Raw genomic sequence first — 15,835 nt, 5'->3', positions numbered from 1 at the left:
GGGCGAGAGACCACATAGGGAGTGAAGCAACCGTTTCGTACGCCTTGCGTGGCACCACAGACCGCGCCGGACTGTGATCGCACTCCCCCGCGGCCGACGGTGGACAGTGCGGGCCGGAGCGGGCAAGGTGATCACACGGCGACGAGGGAGAGATCATAAATTTCGGCGTCTCGATCATGAGCGTGCTCTTCATGCTGCTCGGCGCTCTCGTCCAGTTCCTGGTCATCTACTCCGCCGTACGCCTGGCCCTGAAGCACGACCGTGAACGTTCCGGGCACGGCGGGCCGCGCGGGTAGCACCTTCGACGTCCAAGCGGGCACGAGAAGCCGCCGGGCACGCAACGGGCATGCAACAAGCGCGGAAGACCGTGAAGTCCCTTGAACGGCGAGAGGCCAGGTCGCCGGATACCGGTTGACCTGGCCTCTCAATGCGAGCCGACGAGGGGAATCGAACCCCTGACCTACAGTTTACAAGACTGTTGCTCTGCCGATTGAGCTACGTCGGCATGGCTGCCAGACGAGTGTAGTCGGCTCGTTCCCCGTACGTCACCGAGGTATGCCCTGCCGATTGCGAACCGTTAGGAACGGCGGTGGCGGGCGACCTCGTAGAGGGCGATGCCGGCGGCGACCCCGGCGTTGAGGGACTCGGCCGCGGCGTGCATCGGGATGCGGACGACCAGGTCACACGCCTCGCGGACCAGGCGGGACAGGCCCTTGCCCTCGGAGCCCACGACGACGACCAGCGGGCCGTCGAGGAGGTTGGCCTCGCCGATGTCGACCGTGCCCTCGCCGTCCAGGCCGATCACGAACAGGCCCGCCTCGCGGTACTCACGCAGGGTGGCGGTGAGGTTGGCGGCGCGGGCGACCGGCAGGTTGGCCAGCGTGCCCGCCGAGGTCTTCCAGGCCCCGCCGGTGACCCCCGCCGAGCGGCGGGAGGGGATGACCATGCCGTGGGCGCCGAAGGCGGTGGCCGAGCGGGCGATGGCGCCCAGGTTGCGGGGGTCGGTGACGCTGTCGAGAGCGACGATCAGCGGGACCTCCGCGGCGTCCTGGGCCGCGCGGACCAGGTCGTCGGGGTGGGCGTAGTCATAGGCCGGGATCTGCAGGGCGATGCCCTGGTGGATCCCGCCCTCGGTGAGGCGGTCGAGCTTCTCCCTGCCGACCTCCAGCATCGCGATGCCCCGGTCGGCGGCGATGCGGACCGACTCCTTGACGCGGTCGTCGTTGTCGATCCGCAGGGCCACGTAGAGCGTGCTGGCCGGAACCCCTGCCCGCAGCGCCTCGACGACGGGGTTGCGCCCGCCGATGTGCTCGGGCGCGTCGTCGCTCCGCCGGGTGCGGACCGGGGTGCGCGGGGAGGAGGACCTGCCGGTCTTCTCCTCGCGCTCGATCCGCTCGGTGCGCGCCTTGTCCTTGTGCCAGTGCCGCAGATGTGCCGGCGGGGTGGCTCCCCTGCCCTCCAGGCCACGACGGACGTTGCCGCCCGTGCCCTTGGTCGGACTCTTCTTCTTCGCGGGTCGCCCGGACCCTTTACCCCCACCAGCCATGGTCTATAGCGTACGGCCTGGTTTCACCGCGAGAGTTCCCAGCGCGGACCCTGGGGGGTGTCCTCGACGTGGATGCCCGCGTGGGAAAGCTGGTCACGGATGCCGTCGGCCGCCGAGAAGTCCTTGCGGGCCCGCGCCGCCTGCCGCTGCTCCAGCGCCACGGCGACGAGCGCGTCGACGGTCGCCCGCATGCCGGTCTCGCCGCCCGAGGAGCGCCACTGCTCCGAGCGCGGATCGAGGCCGAGGACGTCGAGCATGTTCTGCGTCTCGGCGAGCAGCCTGGCCACCTGCTCCTTGTTGCCCTGGGCCAGCGCGACGTTGCCCTCGCGGACCACCTCGTGCACCACGGCGAGCGCCTGGGGGGTGCCCAGGTCGTCGTCGAGGGCGTCGGAGAAGGCCTGGGGCAGCGGCGCGTGCGCGTCGACGTCGTGGATGACCTCGGCCGCGCGGGTGACGAAGCCCTCGATGCGCTGGTAGGCCGAGGCGGCCTCGAACAGCGCCTCCTCGGAGTATTCGATCGGGGAACGGTAGTGCGGGGCCGCCAGGTAGTAGCGAAGCTCGACCGGGCGGACCTTCTTGGTGACCTCGGGGACCAGCAGGGAGTTGCCGAGCGACTTGCTCATCTTCTCCGCGCCGATCTTGAGCATGCCGTTGTGCATCCAGTAGCGGGCGAAGCCGTCGCCCGCCGCCTGGGACTGGGTCAGCTCGTTCTCGTGGTGCGGGAAGATCAGGTCGACGCCACCGCCGTGGATGTCGAAGGTGGACCCGAGATACTTGGTGGCCATGGCCGAGCACTCCAGGTGCCAGCCGGGGCGCCCCCGGCCCCACGGGGTCGGCCAGGTCGGCTCGCCGGGCTTCTCGCCCTTCCAGAGCGCGAAGTCGCGCGGGTCGCGCTTGCAGGTGTCGGTGTCGGTGTCACCGGCGGCCCGCATGTTCTGGAGCTTCTGGTTGGACAGCGAGCCGTACCGGTCGGCGTAGGACATGACGTCGAAGTAGACGTCGCCCTCGGAGGCGTAGGCGTGCCCGGCGGCGATCAGCCGGTCCATCAGCTCGATCATCTCGGGCACGTGGCCGGTGGCACGGGGCTCGACGGTCGGGGGCAGGCAGCCCAGGACCTCGTAGGCCCAGGTGAACGCCCTCTGGTTGCGCTCGGCGACGGCGAACCACGGCACGTTCTCCGCCGCGGCGACCCTGATGATCTTGTCGTCGATGTCGGTGACGTTGCGGCAGAAGGTCACCTCGTAGCCGGACCTGATCATCCAGCGGCGGAGCACGTCGAAGTTGACGCCCGAGCGGATGTGCCCGATGTGCGGGGGAGCCTGCACGGTGGCACCACACAGGTAGATCGAGGCCCGGCCGGGTTCGACCGGGACGAATTCGCGGACGGCGCGTACGCTGGTGTCGTATAGCTGCAGGCTCACGAAGGCAAGGCTAATGCCTCACCTCGCCTCACAAACCGAGTTGCGGGACGTTGAAGACACTCAGCAGAGTGTTTTATGACCATTAGCGGCCGAATGTCACGCAACTACTCCGACTGAACGGCGCCGTGGCAGACGACGCGCTCGGGGATGATCCTGACGATCACTCTCTCCACCCCGGGCTTCGCCTCGACCCACCCCTCCCCCCGGTATTTGTGTGACATCTCCTGGATGAGCGTCCCTCCGGGGTCGTCCGTCACCGTGACCGTCCCCCGCACCTCCACGTAGCTGTACGGGTCGGCGGGGTCGAACACCACGATGGCCGTACGCGGGTCGCGCGCGAAGTTGACGCTCTTGCGCCGCCCCTTGACCGTGGAGAACACGAGGTCGTCCCCGTCCGTCCCCACCCAGACGACGCTCGACTGCGGGCTGCCGTCGTCGTTCAGACTCGTCACGGTGGCGAAGTTCGCGGCGTCGAACATCGCGCGTACGGGATCGGACAGCTTTGCCATTTCTCCGCCTCGGTCAATCTCTTCGTTCCTCGGGAAACTCCCCGATCATGCTAGATGCCGATTCTGTAGGCTCAAAGGGCCATGGACGTCAAATCCCCCGGGGCGGCAGGCTCGTTCTCCCGCCCGTCCCCGCCCCCGCCCCTGCCCGTCGCCACCACCCAGCCGAGCCGGGTGGCCGTCGCCCTGCGCCGCGCCGGGATCGCCGTCACCGGAGTCGGCGTGGCCGCGCTCACCGCCGCGGCCTGCGTGCTCTCCTTCGAGGACCTGCGCGCCCTCGCCGTGGCGGGCAGGGCGCCCGCCGACCTCGCCTACCTCTACCCCGCCGCCTTCGACGCCCTGCTCGTCATCGCGATGATCGGCGTACTGCTGCTGAGGGGCGGCTGGTGGCCGGTACGGCTGCAGGCGGGCCTGGTCCTGACGCTGCTGTTCGCCGGCGCGGCCGCCGCCGAGGTGTCCACGGCCATGCGAATAGGCGTGGACGAGCAGCGCGCGGCCGTCGTGGTCGCCGTCGCCCCCTGGGTGATGCTGGTCCTGGCCCTGTGGCTCTGGCTCCTGCTGATCAAGCACGCCGCCGCCCGGAGGGCCGCGAGCGACGCGGCCCTGTCCGGCCTGCCGCCCGGACACGACATCGTGCCGTTCCCCGAGGCGGGCCGGGCGGCCCGGGAGCGGCCCGGCGCGCCCGACCCCGGAGAGCGGTGGCAGCCGCCCTCCGAGCAGCCCGCTCGCCCCGGCCACGGGGACCATCCGGGTCACCCCGGGCAGCTGGTGCACCATCCCGCGGCCGAGATCATGCTCGACCCGCACTCCGCGCCTCCCCTGGAGGACGCCCCGCACCACGACCTCCCGGTGGGAGAACCGGTGGTCGGCCCCACCCCGGCGCCGGAGACGCCCGAGGTCACCGACATCCCGCAGGACCCGCCGCCGCCCCCTCGTGGACCCGCGGCCCCCCGGGCGGGAAAGCCGATGCGCTGGGGCGACCTGGTCCGGCCCCGCCAGGGCGACCTGCTCGTCCACCCGCCCCGCCCGGCCGTACGGGAGCCCGAGCCCGAGAGCGGCAGGGTCAGCGAGCGGGTGGAGACGTGGGACAGCGACGCCGACCTTCCCCGGGAGCCGGAGCGGGCGACCGAAGCGGCCGAGGTGGGCAAGGTGAGCGAGGTGAGCGAGCGCGACGCCGACACCCAGCCGATCCTCGCCGTGAAGGACCGCCCGGCGAAGGCCCCGTCCGGCGGGAGGGCCACGCAGCGGAAGGCCCGGCCGGCGACGAAGACAACCCCGGAGACGACCGCGGAGACGGTCACGGAGGCGGCCTCGGGGAGCGCCGCCGAGGCGCCCGTGGCGGCCCGGAAGACACGTGGCTCGGGCCGGAAGGCCGGGGAGTCCCCCGACCCCGCGCACGGCGCCGAGGCCGCCGACACCGGGGAGGAGGCCGAGGCGCGGTCGCACGACGAGGACGGCGCCGCGGCACCGCCCTCCGGGCGGATGCGCAGCACGCCCGTGCCACCGGGTGAGTGAGAGAGCTTCCGGGCGTCCGTGGAGCACGGTAAGAACCCGGACCTGACGTCCGGGTGATCCGGCGGCGGGTGCCGATCAGGCGCTCGGGTCGTCGAGGTCGTACGCCCGTCGGGTCAGCTCCGGGGCCTGGGAGGAGCTGACCCGGTCTTCGGGCCGTCGGCTCAGCGGGGGTCGCTGAGATCGGCTACGTGGTCGGCGTCCCGTCGACCCCGCCGTACGCGCTGGGCGGGCCGTCCAGGCGTTCGAGGACCACGTTCTTCGGGTGGTGGGCCGGGCCGTTCCCCCAGGGCTGTTTCCCGGGCGGTTCCAGCCCTTCTCAGGTGGTTTCCGCCGTGGCGCTGGAATCGACGGGAGTAGCCCGGCCACGTACAGGCCCCGCCGTCATCCCGGCCGGTCTGTCCGGCGGCCGGGATGACGGCGGGGCGGCGGCGCGCCCTGGGCCGCACGCCGCGCTGGGGCCGAGCGGCGGTCTCCTGCCGGAACCGCCGTTCGACACCGGTTGCTGGACCGGCCCGCAGCTATTCGCTCACACATGTGTGAGCGGCGCCCCGCTGCGGACCGGCGCCTTGCTCACCTCCGGGCCCGTGTCAGGATCGGCCGTTCCAGGCCGGTTCGGCACACCGCTCGAACCGGCCTGGAACGGCCGAGACCCGCTCGGCAGGCCAGATGGAACCGAGCGGGTCTTCTCCTGGAGCACGGTGACATCGTGCGCGTCACCGCGATCACCTCCGGACCGGAGGGGGTCCAGTCGAGTCTCGGCGAGATCGCCGGGATGGTTCACCCGGGTGTTCGCTAGACCCTGGAGCGCTTGAGACCGACGACCAGGCCGACACCGACGATGGCGAGGCCCACCTGCATGACGAGCTCGATCCAGTCGATACCGTCCGTGGTGGCGACGCCGAGAACCTGGGCGATGGCGGTACCGATGAGCGCGGCGACGATACCGACGACGACGGTCAGGATAATTCCGATCGCCTGCTTACCGGGAAGCAGGAGACGGCCGAGGGCGCCAACAACCGCGCCGATGACGATGGCCCCGAGAATAGACGCGATAGTCATGTTCAACCTCCCAGTGAGCGTGAGACCTTCACCCTCACAGGGAGGTGGCTACCCCCTGGGTCACGGATATTCCTACAGGCGGCAAAAAACCTTCAATGCGTCTTTCTCGCCTGCATCTGGACGACAAGCAGCACCCCCAGCACCGCGAGCGCCAGCTGGATGATGTGTTCCCACCAGTTGACCCCACGCGTGTTGGTCAGACCGAGTGCTCCGGCGATGAGCGAGCCGATGAGCGCGGCGACGATGCCGACGATGAGCGTCAGGCCGATGCTGAGATTCTGGCGCCCCGGAAGGATGAGACGCGCCAGGGCGCCGATGATGGCGCCGATGATGATTGCGGAGACAATCGAGACGATCATGTCCGGCTCCCCCTGTTACGAGACACGGTCACCAAGGGGTTACCCAGCGCATTCACTGATCACGCCAAAAAAGGGGTGGCCCGTACCGCGCCAGGAAACGGGCCACCGCCTCGATATGGATCGGCGGGCATTCCGCGCCGCCCGCCAGAACGTTTCGCACGTTCCGTATAGAAGACGTCTGACACCCGCTACAGGTTCACCACGATCGCGGTCGCGACGGCCGCGACGCCCTCGCCGCGCCCGGTGAGGCCGAGCCCGTCCGTCGTGGTGGCGCTGACGCTCACGGGAGCCCCCACGGCGGCGCTGAGAGCCTTCTCGGCCTCGACGCGGCGGGGGGAGAGCTTGGGACGGTTACCGATCACCTGGACGGCCACGTTGCCGATCTCGAAGCCAGCGGCGCGCACCTTGCGCGCGGTCTCCTCCAGCAGCGCGACGCCCGAGGCACCCGCCCAGCGGGGGTCGGCCGTGCCGAACAGGCCGCCGAGGTCACCGAGACCCGCCGCGGACAGCAGCGCGTCACAGGCGGCGTGGGCCGCGGCGTCACCGTCGGAGTGACCGGCCAGGCCGGTCTCACCGGGCCAGTGCAGACCGGCGAGGTGAAGCTCGCGGCCGGAAGCGAACGGGTGGACGTCGACCCCGACGCCCACCCGTGGAAATGTCTTGTTCAGGAGTTGAGAACCTCGTCCAGCAGGGCCTCGGCCTTGTCCTCGTTCGTCTTCTCCGCGAGCGCGAGCTCGCTGACGAGGATCTGCCTGGCCTTCGCCAGCATTCGCTTCTCTCCTGCGGAGAGTCCGCGCTCCCTGTCTCGCCGCCACAGGTCGCGAACGACCTCGGCAACCTTGTTGACGTCGCCGGACGCCAGCTTCTCAAGGTTCGCCTTGTAGCGTCGGGACCAGTTCGTGGGCTCTTCGGTGTGAGGCATTCGAAGCACGTCGAAAACGCGCTCAAGGCCCTCTTGTCCGACGACATCGCGAACACCGACGAGTTCTGCGTTGTCAGCCGGCACCTGGACGGTAAGGTCGCCCTTGTCGACCTTGAGAACCAGGTAGGTCCTTTCCTCACCCTTGATGGTTCGGGTCGTGATCGCCTCGATCCGAGCAGCCCCGTGGTGGGGGTAGACGACAGTGTCGCCGACCTGGAAAGTCATGTGACAAGTACCCCTTCCGCTGTACTCAAGAGTACCACGTATCCACAGCCTCCCGGAACAGTGAAATCACCATAACTGCAGGTCAAAGCCGCATCTTATGACTTGACAAGTGCCGAAGTGTATGAATCAGAGGGGCAAAAAGCACTTATGACCTGCGTTCCTCGCCATCGGATGATGAGGCGGGTCGGCGGGAAACCCGGTAAACGTCGCCGATAGGGTTGCCCTTGCCCTATCTCGCGCGTGACAAGGAGAACTCGCACCGTGACCCGCAACATCCGCCACCGGGCGATCGTCGCCGCGGCGTTCCTCGCAGCCGCTCCCGTCCTGGCCGGCTGCGGTGCCGGATCCGACGCGATCACCAACAAGCCCTATTCGCCGACCGAGGCCCTCTCGGTCAAGAAGAACGGCATCGACATCTCCCAGGCCTTCTTCCTGGGGCCCGACTCCGGCGCGACGCTGCCGGCCGGGGGTGCCACCCCGCTCTACCTGTCGCTGGTCAACACCAACGCGGGCTCCGACCAGCTCGTCGGTCTCGGCGTCGACCCCGCCCTCGGCACGGCGAAGGTGAGCGCGCCCGTGGCGCTCCCTCACGACCAGCGGGTGAACGTGGGCAAGCCGACCCCCACGATCCTCGTCGAGGGGCTGAAGAAGCCGCTCAGGGGCGGCGAGGGCCTCAAGGTGCAGCTGCAGTTCGCCAACGCCGGGATCGTGCAGCTCACGATCCCCGTCGTCACCCGCAGCCGCGAGTTCACCGCCTACCCGCAGGCTCCCGGCGCCACCGCGGCTCCCACGCCGACGCCCACGCCCTCCGCCACCACCGGGGACGAGCACTCCGGCCACTGATTCCCGGAGGCCGGTGACGGCCTCCGGACACGCCGAGGGGCCGTACGGCGCGGGCACGCCGTACGGCCCCTCGGATCGTCCGGAGGCGAGCGGTCGGTCGAGGTGAACGGTCACCGGGAGGCGAGCGCCCCTCCGGAGGCGGGCACGCCCGGGCGGACGACGCCCCTGAGGCGGGCGATCGTCCGGGAACGGGCACGGAAGCGTCCAGGAACGGACACGGAAGCGTTCGGGAACGGGAAGGCGTCCGGGAACGTCCTCAGAAGCGCCCGGGAACGGGCGGGGTGGCTCAGACCTCCGCGGGATCGAACTTGTAGCCCAGCCCCCGCACGGTGAGGATGCAGCGCGGGTTGGAGGGGTCGGACTCGACCTTGGCCCGCAGCCGCTTGACGTGCACGTCCAGGGTCTTGGTGTCGCCCACGTAGTCGGCGCCCCAGACCCGGTCGATGAGCTGGCCCCGGGTGAGCACCCGCCCGGCGTTGCGCAGCAGCACCTCCAGCAGCTCGAACTCCTTCAGGGGCAGCTGTACGGGCTCACCGCGCACGGCGACGATGTGGCGGTCGACGTCCATCCGGACGGGCCCCGCGGCCAGCACCGCCGACTCCAGCTCCTCCACATCGCCCTGACGGCGCAGGACGGCACGGATGCGGGCCACCAGCTCCCTGGAGGAGAAGGGCTTGGTGACGTAGTCGTCGGCGCCGAGCTCCAGCCCGACGACCTTGTCGATCTCGCTGTCCTTGGCGGTGAGCATGATGACCGGCACGTTGGAGCGCTGCCGGAGGGAGCGGCAGACCTCGGTGCCCGGCAGGCCCGGGAGCATCAGGTCGAGCAGCACCAGGTCGGCGCCGTTGCGGTCGAAGGTCTCCAGCGCCTCCGGCCCGGTGGTGGCCACGGCCACCTCGAAGCCTTCCTTGCGCAGCATGTATGACAGGGCGTCGGAGAACGATTCCTCGTCCTCGACAACGAGCACGCGAGTCACTGCGCGGCCTCCAGGGGAATGGTGACTGTGACGGGTTCCGTGACCGCCATGCCGCCGAAGGCGGGCAGGCGGAGGGTGAATGTGGAACCGGAACCTTCTTTGCTCCACACCGTGACCGCCCCGTTGTGGGAGGCGGCCACGTGCTTGACGATGGCCAGGCCGAGGCCCGTGCCGCCGGTCGCCCGCGATCGTGCCGCGTCGACGCGGAAGAACCGTTCGAAGATCCGCTCCTGGGCGCTCTCGGGAATGCCGATCCCCTGGTCGCTCACGCTGATCTCGACGGATTCGGTGTTGGGACCCGCCGCGCGGGCGCTGACCACGACCCGGGTGTGCTCGGGGCTGTAGGCGACGGCGTTGTCGATGAGGTTGCGCAGGGCGGTGACGAGGAGCTCGTCGTCGCCCCATATCCGCAGGCCCTCGACCCCGCCGGCGACGAGGGTGATGTCCTTGGCCGCCGCGGTGGTGTTGCAGCGGTCGATGGCCTCGTGCACCGCCTCGTCGATCAGGACCGGGCCCGGGGTGGGGATGGGCTCGGCGCCCTGGATGCGGGAGAGGGTGATGAGGTCCTGGACGAGGTAGGTGAGCCGGGCCGCCTCGTGCTGCATGCGCCCGGCGAAGCGGGTGACCGCCTCGGGGTCGTCGGCGGCGTCCTGGATGGTCTCGGCCAGCAGCGACAGCGCGCCCACCGGCGTCTTGAGCTCGTGGCTCACGTTGGCCACGAAGTCGCGGCGGACCGCCTCGACGCGGCGGTGCTCGGTCTGGTCCTCGGCGAGGACGAGCACCTGGCCGTGCGAGCCGAGCGGGGCGACCCGCACCGCGAAGTTGGTCGACTCCTGGCCGAACTTGTGGCCGGCCACCTCGATCTCGCTCTCGCGGATCTCGCCGTCCCTGCGTACCTTCCTGGCCAGCGCGAGCAGCTCGGCCGCCATCAGGTGGTCCCCCTTGACGAGGCCGAACGCGCGGGCCGCCGAGCTGGCCCGCAGCACGCGGTCCTCCTTGTCGAGCACGACCGCCGAGGACGGCAGCACGGCAAGCACCGAGGCGACCCCCTGCGGCAGCGCGCCGGGCTCAACGCCGTCGACCGGTGTCATCGCACTCCGCTGTCCATGGGTGTGGCGGACGACCATCACGGCCAGCGCTCCCACGACGAAACCGGCCAGCGCGGCCAGGCTCGCCATCAGCTCACTCACGTGGTCCTCCCGTAGGCTTCACGCCCTCGATGGTAGGTCGGGCTTTTCCCATTGAGGACTGCTGAGGAGGCATGACCACGGCCTTTCCCATAAAGTTCACTTTACGGTCGAGGTTCGTTCACCGTTACCGCCCTACGGTGAACCTCATGCGCGACGCCTATCACGAAGAACTCGACGCCCTCACCGAGCGGCTGGTCGAGATGACCCGGCTCGTGAGGTCGGCGATATCGCGGGCCACCACGGCCCTCCTGGACGCCGACGTCCACCTCGCCGAGAGCGTCATCTCCCAGGACGAGGAGGTGAACCGGATCTTCGCGGAGATCGAGGCCTCGATCTTCGACCTGATGGCCAGGCAGCAGCCCGTGGCCGTGGACCTCAGGATGATCATCGCGGCGCTGCGGATGGGCACCGACCTGGAGCGCATGGGCGACCTCGCCGAGCACGTGGCCAAGATCGCCAGGCTGCGCCACCCCGACTCCGCGATCCCGCCGGAGGTCCGCTCCACCATCCTGGAGATGGGGCAGATCGCCGAGCGCCTCGTCACCAAGACCGGCAGCTGCATCGCCTCGCGCGACGTGGAGTCGGCCCTGGAGCTGGAGTCCGACGACGACGCCATGGACAAGCTGCACCGTAAGCTGTTCAAGGTCCTGATGGCCCCCGACTGGAAGTACGGCGTCGAGCCGGCCATCGACGTGACGCTGATCGGCCGCTACTACGAGCGCTACGCCGACCACGCGGTCCGCGTCGCGCACGACGTGGTCTATCTGGTGACGGGCTCCCGGCCCCAGGACACCTCCGCGTTCTGACCCCTTCGGTCATAAGAGGAGGGGCCCGCCGGATCCGGCGGGCCCCTCCTCTTTTTCGCGCGTCTCGGGGTTACTTGCCCTGGTTGGCCACGGCCTCGATGGCGGCCTCGGCGGCGGCGGGGTCGAGGTACTGGCCGCCCTTGGTGAGCGGATGGAAGGCGTCGTCCAGCTCGTACCGGAGCGGGATGCCGGTGGGGATGTTGAGCCCGGCGATCTCGTCGTCGCCGATCCCGTCCAGGTGCTTGACCAGCGCCCGGAGCGAGTTGCCGTGCGCGACGACCAGCACGTTCCTGCCCTGCGCGAGGTCGGGCACGATCTGGTCGTACCAGTAAGGGAGCATGCGCTCGACGACGTCCTTGAGGCACTCGGTCCTCGGCAGCAGCTCGCTCGGCAGGAGCGCGTAGCGGGCGTCGCCGGCCTGGGAGAACTCGTCGTCGTCGGCGATCGGGGGCGGCGGGACGTCGTAGGAGCGGCGCCAGAGCATGAACTGCTCGTCACCGAACTCGGCCCGCGTCTGCGCCTTGTCCTTGCCCTGCAGGGCGCCGTAGTGGCGCTCGTTGAGCCGCCAGGACCGGGAGACCGGCAGCCAGAGCAGGTCGGCGGCGCCCAGCGCGAGGTTGGCCGTCTGGATGGCCCTGGTCATCAGGGAGGTGTGCACCACGTCGGGACGCACCCCCGCGTCGAGCAGCAGCCGCCCGCCGCGGCGTGCCTCCTCCTCGCCCTTGGCCGAGAGCCCCGCGTCCACCCATCCGGTGAACAGACCCTTCGCGTTCCACTCACTCTCACCGTGCCGAAGCAGCACCAAAGTCGACATGCCGACAAGCTTAGTGGGCGCTTGCTTGGCGTTTTCGGGGTGCTCGGGCCCTCAGCGCTCGGGGTCGGCGAAGCGGGCGAAGGCCTGGAGGTTGGCCAGGGACTCGCCCCGCTTGGCCCGCCACTCCCACTCGCGCCGGATCGAGGAGGCGAAGCCCAGCTCCAGGGCGCGGTCGAAGCCCTCGTCGGAGTAGGTGAGCACGCATCCGAGGAGCCGGTCGACCTCCTCGTCGGTGACCGCCTCCAGCGGGACGCGGCCCACGAGGTAGACGTCTCCGACGGGGTCGAGGGCGAAGTGCACCCCGTACATGGAGCCGTTCTTGGTGAGGAGCCAGCGGTAGAACTCGGCGTGGTTCTCGTCGGGCTGCCGGCAGAAGAACGCCTCCACGTGCAGGGCCTGGTCGCCGACGATCAGCCAGGTCATGGTGGCGAGCTTGTGCTGGCCCGGGAGCCTCACCAGGAAGGCCCCCGGCCGGGGCTGCTCGTAGGAGGCGTCCGCGCTCTTCAGCGCCGCCTCGATCACTTCGCGCATGCGCCCAGCTTACGAGCGGGCCCGGCGGACGGGCCGCCCGCGCCTCACGAGCGGGCCGCGCGGGCGGGGCTCACGACCGGCGCGCCCACTCCCGCGACGTGCTGGACGCGAGCGGGCCGCTCGCGCCTCACGAGCTGACCGCGACCGGGACGCTGTGCAGGTTCGTCATCGCCCCGGCGTAGACGTCCGCCAGCCGGGCCGCGGTGGCCGACCAGCCGAAGGCCGCCGCGTGGGCCACCGCGCCCGCCGACAGCGTCTCCCGCCAGGCGGGCTCGTAGACGAATTTGCGGAGCACCCGCGCCCAGTCGTGGGCGTCGTGCCCCTCGACGAGCACCCCGGAAACGCCGTCGCGTACGGCGGTGCGCAGCCCGCCCACGGACGCGGCGGCGACCGGGGTGCCGCAGGCCTGGGACTCCAGGGCCACCAGGCCGAACGACTCGCTGTGGGAGGGGACGACGGTCACGTCGGACGCGCGGTACCAGTCGACCAGCTCGTACTGGGGCGCGGGGGGAACGATCCTGACCACGTCGGAGATCCCCAGCGAGGCGGCCACGTCGGTGAGGTAGGAGGGCCTGGCCAGGCCGTTGCCGCTGGGGCCGCCGACGCAGGCGACGACCAGCCTCGACCGGAGCGAGGGGTCGTCGATGAGCATCCTGGCCGCGGCGCGCAGCAGCACGTCCGGGGCCTTCAGCGGCTGCACCCGGCCCACGAACAGCAGCACGTGGGCGTCCTGCGGCAGCCCGAGCCGGTGGCGGGCCGCGCCCCGGGAGGCGGGCTGGAAGACCCGGAGGCTCACGCCGGGGTTGACGACCTCGACGCGGGCCGGGGCGGCTCCGTACAGCTCGACGAGTTCCCTGGCCTCGGTCGGGGTGTTGGCCACCAGGCGGTCGGCGACGTCCACGACCTGCTGCTCGCCCAGCACCCGGGCGGCCGGCTCGGGCCTGTCGTCCTCGGCGAGCAGGAGGTTCTTGACCTTGGCCATGGTGTGCATGGTGTGCACCAGCGGCAGGCCCCAGCGTTCCTTGGCCAGCCAGCCCACCTGGCCGGAGAGCCAGTAGTGGGAGTGGATGACGTCGTAGCGGCCCGGCTCGTACATGGCCTCGGTGCGCAGCACGCCCGACAGGAAGGCGCAGAGCTGGCCGGGCAGGTCGCCCTTGTCGAGCTCCTCGTACGGCCCGGCGGTGACGTGGCGGACCGAGACGCCGGGGGCGAGCTCGGCGACCGGTGGCAGGTCCCGGGACGTCTGCCGGGTGAAGATCTCCACCTCCACCCCGAGTTCGGCCAGGCGTTTCGCCACCTCGACGATGTAGACGTTCATCCCGCCCGCGTCCCCGGTCCCCGGCTGGTCCAGGGGGGACGTGTGCATGCTGATCGTCGCGACCCGGTTGACCCGTCGTCGCCTCACCGACACCACCTCCGAGAGGGCTCAACCATCGGGAAATCAGCAACATTCCCGACACATAGCCACACCAGGTCCGAACAGGGCGACACTGACGGCCCCTGGCAGGATGGGGGTTTATGAAGAGGACAGCTGTGGTGACAGGGGCCAGTAGCGGGATCGGGGAGGCGACGGCCCGCAGGCTCGCCGCCGAGGGCTTCGACGTGGTGGCAGCGGCGCGGCGCAGGGAACGGCTCGACGAGCTGGCCGCCGAGGTCCCGGGCATCCGCCCGGTCACCCTGGACGTGACCTCGCAGGAGTCGGTGGACGAGCTGGCCGCCTCGCTCGACCGCTGCGACGTGCTGGTCAACAACGCCGGGGGCGCGATCGGCCTGGAGCCCGTGGCGAGCGGGAAGGTCGCCGACTGGCAGCGGATGTACGACGTCAACGTGCTCGGCACGCTCCGCGTGACCCAGGCGCTGCTGCCCAGGCTGGTGGAGTCGGGCGACGGCGTGCTGCTGATGCTGACCTCGGTGGCCGGGCTCGTCTCGTACGAGGGCGGCGGCGGCTACAACGCGGCCAAGCACGCGCAGACCTCGATGACCGAGGTGCTGCGGCTGGAGCTGGTCGGACAGCCGGTCAGGATCGTCGAGGTCGCCCCGGGGATGGTCCACACCGAGGAGTTCTCGCTGAACCGCTTCCGCGGCGACTCGGCCGCCGCCGGGCGGGTCTACGAGGGCGTGCCCGACCCGCTCTCCGCCGACGACGTGGCCGACGCCATCGCCTGGTGCGTGACCCGCCCGGCCCACGTGAACGTCGACCGCCTCGTCATCCGCCCCCGGGCCCAGGCCGCCCAGCACAAGGTCCACCGCGTCTGACCGTGCCGAAGCCGAGTCCGACCGCGCCGAAGCCGGTAGGGGAGATCACCCGGGGGACGACCGGGCACAACCGCCTGCGGCGGGCCGACCGCTGGATCGTCGCCGCACACGGCCGCGCGCTGCGCTCCGCCGTCCGCCCGCTCGTGGTCGACCTGGGGTACGGGGCCTCGCACACCACGACCCTGGAGATGTTCCTGCGGCTGCGCGTGATCTGCCCCTCGGTCGAGGTCGTCGGCGTCGAGATCGACCCGGCCAGGGTGGCGGCGGCCAAGCCGTACGAGCGGCCGGGACTGTCCTTCAGGCTGGGCGGCTTCGAGCTGCCGGTGGCGCGGCCGCCCCTGCTGATCAGGGCGTTCAACGTGCTGCGGCAGTACGGGGAGGCGCAGGCGTGGGAGTACTGGGCGATGCTCCGCGAGCGGCTCGCGCCGGGCGGGATGATCGTCGAGGGCACCTGCTCGGAGGTGGGCCACCGCGCGGTCTGGGCCGGGCTCGACCGCTCGGGCCCCCGGACCCTCACCCTCTCGGCCCGCTTCGACTCCTTCGAGCGCCCCTCGGACCTGGCCGACCGGCTGCCCAAGACGCTCATCCACCGCAACGTGCCCGGCGAGCCCGTCCACGCGTTCCTGCGCGACTTCGACCGGGCCTGGGCGGTCAACGCCCCCTTGAGCTCGTACGGCTCCCGGCAACGCTGGATCGCCTCGGCCGCGACGCTCGCCGGGACCTGGCCGCTCGCCGAGCGCCCCCCGCTGGGCGGCCGGGCGCGCTGGCGGCTCGGCGAGATCACCCTTCCCTGGTCCGCGGTAGCGCCGAAGTGATCCAAGGAGTTTGGTAAGGCAAGCCTAAGTAAGGCGCGTGAATTTGGTAAA

Annotated in this window: 17 protein-coding genes and 1 tRNA gene; 5 read left to right on the top strand and 13 right to left on the bottom strand. The window is 70.6% G+C overall.

The window, feature by feature from the left end; all coding sequences use genetic code 11:
- Nucleotides 1-432: 432 nt before the first annotated feature.
- The 4 genes from ACFYWM_RS21270 to ACFYWM_RS21255 all read right to left on the bottom strand — a co-directional run bounded on the left by ACFYWM_RS21270 (nucleotide 433) and on the right by ACFYWM_RS21255 (nucleotide 3,476).
- Nucleotides 433-505 (bottom strand) — tRNA-Thr (locus ACFYWM_RS21270).
- A gap of 72 nt (nucleotides 506-577) precedes the next feature.
- Nucleotides 578-1,546 (bottom strand): 23S rRNA (guanosine(2251)-2'-O)-methyltransferase RlmB, encoded by a 969-nt coding sequence (gene rlmB, locus ACFYWM_RS21265; RefSeq protein WP_389917177.1) that lies wholly within the window; start codon nucleotides 1,544-1,546, stop codon nucleotides 578-580.
- Between the two features lie 23 nt (nucleotides 1,547-1,569).
- A complete protein-coding gene (gene cysS, locus ACFYWM_RS21260) occupies nucleotides 1,570-2,967 on the bottom strand; it encodes a cysteine--tRNA ligase (protein ID WP_389917175.1) in 1,398 nt (465 codons plus the stop codon).
- Nucleotides 2,968-3,071: 104 nt separating this feature from the next.
- Entirely contained in the window at nucleotides 3,072-3,476 is a 405-nt protein-coding gene (locus ACFYWM_RS21255; protein WP_389917173.1) for a PPOX class F420-dependent oxidoreductase, read from the bottom strand.
- A gap of 81 nt (nucleotides 3,477-3,557) precedes the next feature.
- On the opposite strand from ACFYWM_RS21255, the gene ACFYWM_RS21250 reads away from it, so the two are divergent.
- Nucleotides 3,558-4,988 carry a DUF2637 domain-containing protein gene (locus tag ACFYWM_RS21250; protein ID WP_389917171.1) on the top strand — a complete coding sequence of 477 codons (1,431 nt, stop codon included), beginning with the start codon at nucleotides 3,558-3,560 and terminating at the stop codon, nucleotides 4,986-4,988.
- Nucleotides 4,989-5,780: 792 nt separating this feature from the next.
- Here the strand turns inward: ACFYWM_RS21250 and ACFYWM_RS21245 are convergent.
- The 4 genes from ACFYWM_RS21245 to ACFYWM_RS21230 all read right to left on the bottom strand — a co-directional run bounded on the left by ACFYWM_RS21245 (nucleotide 5,781) and on the right by ACFYWM_RS21230 (nucleotide 7,553).
- Entirely contained in the window at nucleotides 5,781-6,047 is a 267-nt protein-coding gene (locus ACFYWM_RS21245; RefSeq protein ID WP_389917169.1) for a GlsB/YeaQ/YmgE family stress response membrane protein, read from the bottom strand.
- Between the two features lie 92 nt (nucleotides 6,048-6,139).
- A complete protein-coding gene (locus ACFYWM_RS21240) occupies nucleotides 6,140-6,406 on the bottom strand; it encodes a GlsB/YeaQ/YmgE family stress response membrane protein (protein ID WP_389917167.1) in 267 nt (88 codons plus the stop codon).
- Between the two features lie 188 nt (nucleotides 6,407-6,594).
- Nucleotides 6,595-7,053, bottom strand: a complete 459-nt coding sequence (ispF, locus tag ACFYWM_RS21235) for a 2-C-methyl-D-erythritol 2,4-cyclodiphosphate synthase (RefSeq protein WP_389917165.1) — start codon at nucleotides 7,051-7,053, stop codon at nucleotides 6,595-6,597.
- A 17-nt stretch (nucleotides 7,054-7,070) separates the two neighbouring features.
- On the bottom strand, nucleotides 7,071-7,553 hold the full coding sequence (locus ACFYWM_RS21230) for a CarD family transcriptional regulator (RefSeq protein ID WP_030924410.1): 483 nt from the start codon (nucleotides 7,551-7,553) through the stop codon (nucleotides 7,071-7,073).
- 261 nt (nucleotides 7,554-7,814) lie between these two features.
- On the opposite strand from ACFYWM_RS21230, the gene ACFYWM_RS21225 reads away from it, so the two are divergent.
- The gene (locus ACFYWM_RS21225) at nucleotides 7,815-8,396 is read left to right on the top strand and encodes a copper chaperone PCu(A)C (protein WP_389917163.1); all 582 of its coding nucleotides are present in this window, start codon (nucleotides 7,815-7,817) and stop codon (nucleotides 8,394-8,396) included.
- Nucleotides 8,397-8,682: 286 nt separating this feature from the next.
- On the opposite strand, the gene ACFYWM_RS21220 is transcribed toward ACFYWM_RS21225, so the two are convergent.
- Both ACFYWM_RS21220 and ACFYWM_RS21215 read right to left on the bottom strand, forming a co-directional pair.
- The gene (locus tag ACFYWM_RS21220) at nucleotides 8,683-9,372 is read right to left on the bottom strand and encodes a response regulator transcription factor (RefSeq protein ID WP_362678267.1); all 690 of its coding nucleotides are present in this window, start codon (nucleotides 9,370-9,372) and stop codon (nucleotides 8,683-8,685) included.
- On the bottom strand, nucleotides 9,369-10,550 hold the full coding sequence (locus ACFYWM_RS21215; protein ID WP_389917324.1) for a sensor histidine kinase: 1,182 nt from the start codon (nucleotides 10,548-10,550) through the stop codon (nucleotides 9,369-9,371). The genes ACFYWM_RS21220 and ACFYWM_RS21215 overlap by 4 nt, the downstream gene beginning before the upstream one ends.
- A 158-nt stretch (nucleotides 10,551-10,708) precedes the next feature.
- Here ACFYWM_RS21215 and phoU point away from each other — a divergent pair, with 158 nt between their 5' ends.
- Nucleotides 10,709-11,368, top strand: a complete 660-nt coding sequence (gene phoU / locus ACFYWM_RS21210) for a phosphate signaling complex protein PhoU (RefSeq protein ID WP_389917161.1) — start codon at nucleotides 10,709-10,711, stop codon at nucleotides 11,366-11,368.
- A 70-nt stretch (nucleotides 11,369-11,438) separates the two neighbouring features.
- On the opposite strand, the gene ACFYWM_RS21205 is transcribed toward phoU, so the two are convergent.
- The 3 genes from ACFYWM_RS21205 to mshA form a co-directional block, all read right to left on the bottom strand.
- Entirely contained in the window at nucleotides 11,439-12,182 is a 744-nt protein-coding gene (locus tag ACFYWM_RS21205) for a phosphoglyceromutase (RefSeq protein WP_389917159.1), read from the bottom strand.
- 51 nt (nucleotides 12,183-12,233) lie between these two features.
- The gene (locus ACFYWM_RS21200; protein WP_362866532.1) at nucleotides 12,234-12,713 is read right to left on the bottom strand and encodes a YbjN domain-containing protein; all 480 of its coding nucleotides are present in this window, start codon (nucleotides 12,711-12,713) and stop codon (nucleotides 12,234-12,236) included.
- Between the two features lie 127 nt (nucleotides 12,714-12,840).
- On the bottom strand, nucleotides 12,841-14,124 hold the full coding sequence (gene mshA, locus ACFYWM_RS21195; RefSeq protein WP_389917156.1) for a D-inositol-3-phosphate glycosyltransferase: 1,284 nt from the start codon (nucleotides 14,122-14,124) through the stop codon (nucleotides 12,841-12,843).
- 107 nt (nucleotides 14,125-14,231) lie between these two features.
- Here mshA and ACFYWM_RS21190 point away from each other — a divergent pair, with 107 nt between their 5' ends.
- Together ACFYWM_RS21190 and ACFYWM_RS21185 are read left to right on the top strand one after the other, a co-directional pair.
- Complete coding sequence (locus ACFYWM_RS21190; RefSeq protein WP_389917154.1) at nucleotides 14,232-14,969, top strand: SDR family oxidoreductase; 738 nt, start codon at nucleotides 14,232-14,234, stop codon at nucleotides 14,967-14,969.
- A gap of 2 nt (nucleotides 14,970-14,971) precedes the next feature.
- Nucleotides 14,972-15,784 (top strand): class I SAM-dependent methyltransferase, encoded by an 813-nt coding sequence (locus ACFYWM_RS21185; RefSeq protein WP_389917152.1) that lies wholly within the window; start codon nucleotides 14,972-14,974, stop codon nucleotides 15,782-15,784.
- Nucleotides 15,785-15,835: the final 51 nt, after the last annotated feature.

Origin of the sequence: Streptosporangium sp. NPDC002721 (assembly GCF_042888905.1) — a bacterium.
GTDB lineage: Bacteria > Actinomycetota > Actinomycetes > Streptosporangiales > Streptosporangiaceae > Streptosporangium.
Note: the sequence above shows the minus strand (reverse complement) of the source record. Positions and strands in the feature narration are given on the sequence as shown.

Excerpts from the sequence above, each read along its gene's own strand:
- ACFYWM_RS21240 (WP_389917167.1), bottom strand. The coding sequence starts at position 6,406 with ATGATCGTCTCGATTGTCTCCGCAATCATCATCGGCGCCATCATCGGC.
- ACFYWM_RS21245 (WP_389917169.1), bottom strand. The coding sequence starts at position 6,047 with ATGACTATCGCGTCTATTCTCGGGGCCATCGTCATCGGCGCGGTTGTT.
- ACFYWM_RS21200 (WP_362866532.1), bottom strand. The coding sequence starts at position 12,713 with ATGCGCGAAGTGATCGAGGCGGCGCTGAAGAGCGCGGACGCCTCCTAC.
- rlmB (WP_389917177.1), bottom strand. The coding sequence starts at position 1,546 with ATGGCTGGTGGGGGTAAAGGGTCCGGGCGACCCGCGAAGAAGAAGAGT.
- ACFYWM_RS21230 (WP_030924410.1), bottom strand. The coding sequence starts at position 7,553 with ATGACTTTCCAGGTCGGCGACACTGTCGTCTACCCCCACCACGGGGCT.
- ACFYWM_RS21205 (WP_389917159.1), bottom strand. The coding sequence starts at position 12,182 with ATGTCGACTTTGGTGCTGCTTCGGCACGGTGAGAGTGAGTGGAACGCG.
- ACFYWM_RS21215 (WP_389917324.1), bottom strand. The coding sequence starts at position 10,550 with ATGGCGAGCCTGGCCGCGCTGGCCGGTTTCGTCGTGGGAGCGCTGGCC.
- ACFYWM_RS21250 (WP_389917171.1), top strand. The coding sequence starts at position 3,558 with ATGGACGTCAAATCCCCCGGGGCGGCAGGCTCGTTCTCCCGCCCGTCC.
- ACFYWM_RS21255 (WP_389917173.1), bottom strand. The coding sequence starts at position 3,476 with ATGGCAAAGCTGTCCGATCCCGTACGCGCGATGTTCGACGCCGCGAAC.
- ACFYWM_RS21190 (WP_389917154.1), top strand. The coding sequence starts at position 14,232 with ATGAAGAGGACAGCTGTGGTGACAGGGGCCAGTAGCGGGATCGGGGAG.
- phoU (WP_389917161.1), top strand. The coding sequence starts at position 10,709 with ATGCGCGACGCCTATCACGAAGAACTCGACGCCCTCACCGAGCGGCTG.